At 66.5% G+C, this 1,414-nt stretch carries 1 protein-coding gene; it reads right to left on the bottom strand.

The features are described from left to right. On the bottom strand, positions 1–930 hold a 930-nt coding region (locus D7V88_RS41475; RefSeq protein WP_147449151.1), incomplete at its 3' end, for a hypothetical protein. Positions 931–1,414 lie beyond the last annotated feature (484 nt).

The raw sequence follows: 1,414 nt of genomic DNA, 5'->3' as shown, positions 1-1,414 counted from the left end.
GGACATGACGGCGCGGGGAGCGCCCAGGGCGGGGAACTTGCCCTCACCTGCATCGTAGGTGCCAACCGCGTTGAAGGCGAAGGGCCACGTCGCCGAGAGACGGACCGAGTCGAGGACCCGGGATTCCAGCTTCCGCCGGTGGTTGTAGGAGAAGTAACGGCCGCCGTCTCCATCACCGCAGAACCCAGTCCCGCGCAACCCGGTGCCGTAGTGGTAGGCGTAGAGGTGCTGGTACTTGCCCCCTGTGACATCGAGCGCGGGCAGCCCGTTGCGCGTGCGCGGCACCACCACGTACAGGACGACCTCACCCGGACTGCCAGCGCTGGCGGCGGGCACCCGCCATGCCGTCCGCGAGGCGATGATGTAGCCGGAGGGTGCCCGGTTGGCCTCCTGCTCATTGCCCGTCGAAAGCGGCGCGAGGTAGGCGAGCGTGTCCCAGTTCACGCCGGAGCTGACAAGGGACGTGCTGGTCACCTTCGGGAGACACGCCCACCGCTGGGGGCTTCCGAGGACGTGCGTGGCGGAGACGCCTCCGGAGGTGTCGCAGGGGTACGCGAGCGAAGGGTCAGCCTTCGGCACGCAGTTGAGGGCCATCTCCCCCGTTGAGTCCCAGGCGTACGAGTACGGAAACGAGAGTCCATCCACGTTGCGGATGATGTCCGCGTCAGTCTCCAGCACCTGCCCCCACGACTCCGTCAGTGACCAGCCGGCAGCGCCCGTGGGCACGAGATTCACCGCCATGGGCACCGAGTAGGGATTCCTGATGACGAAGCGGGAAACTCGCATCGGCAGCCCTCCCGCGAAGGCCGCGTTCGCAGGCTCCCAGAGGTCGTCGTAGCCAAGGGCCTGGACGCGGTAGGCGTAGGGCGACTTGGGGTCCCTCGCCGTCGGGTAGTTGCTCTCCTCGCTGATGCTCAGCGTCGGCGTCACGAGGTGAAGCACCAACGTGGCCTGAGTGGATGTCCCAACGTTCCCAGCCGCATCCGTGGCCGTCACGCGGATGCCGAGGGTTACGGGCGAAGTCACCGCCTTGCGCAGCCCGGGAACCGTGTCCGAGGTGATGGGGAGCGCGTAGTTCTCGCGGATGGCGTCCGGAGTGCGGGAGAGAAGAGGTCCCGAACTCGTGGTGGGGCTCCCACAGCCAGTGCAGGTGATGGAGTAGGAGACGTCAAGGAGGGGCGCATCGTCGCCCGTTCGAGACACCGAATAGGCCAGCCACGGCGTGTTCGTGCTGTTGGTCGCAGCGAGTTCCTGGCCAGAAATTGCGCCAGGTGAAAGGCGCGTCGAAGCCTTGAAAAGCACGCTGCCATTCCCCACAGGCGAAGCCGGCCCGAAGCCGTCGTATTCCGCCGGCACCTTCGGCCTGCCGGGAGTTACTTCCTGATGGGTGATGTTCTGCTCCGACCTGTAGGAA

The sequence above is a fragment of the Corallococcus terminator genome, from assembly GCF_003611635.1.
Taxonomy (GTDB): domain Bacteria; phylum Myxococcota; class Myxococcia; order Myxococcales; family Myxococcaceae; genus Corallococcus; species Corallococcus terminator.
Note: the sequence above shows the minus strand (reverse complement) of the source record. Positions and strands in the feature narration are given on the sequence as shown.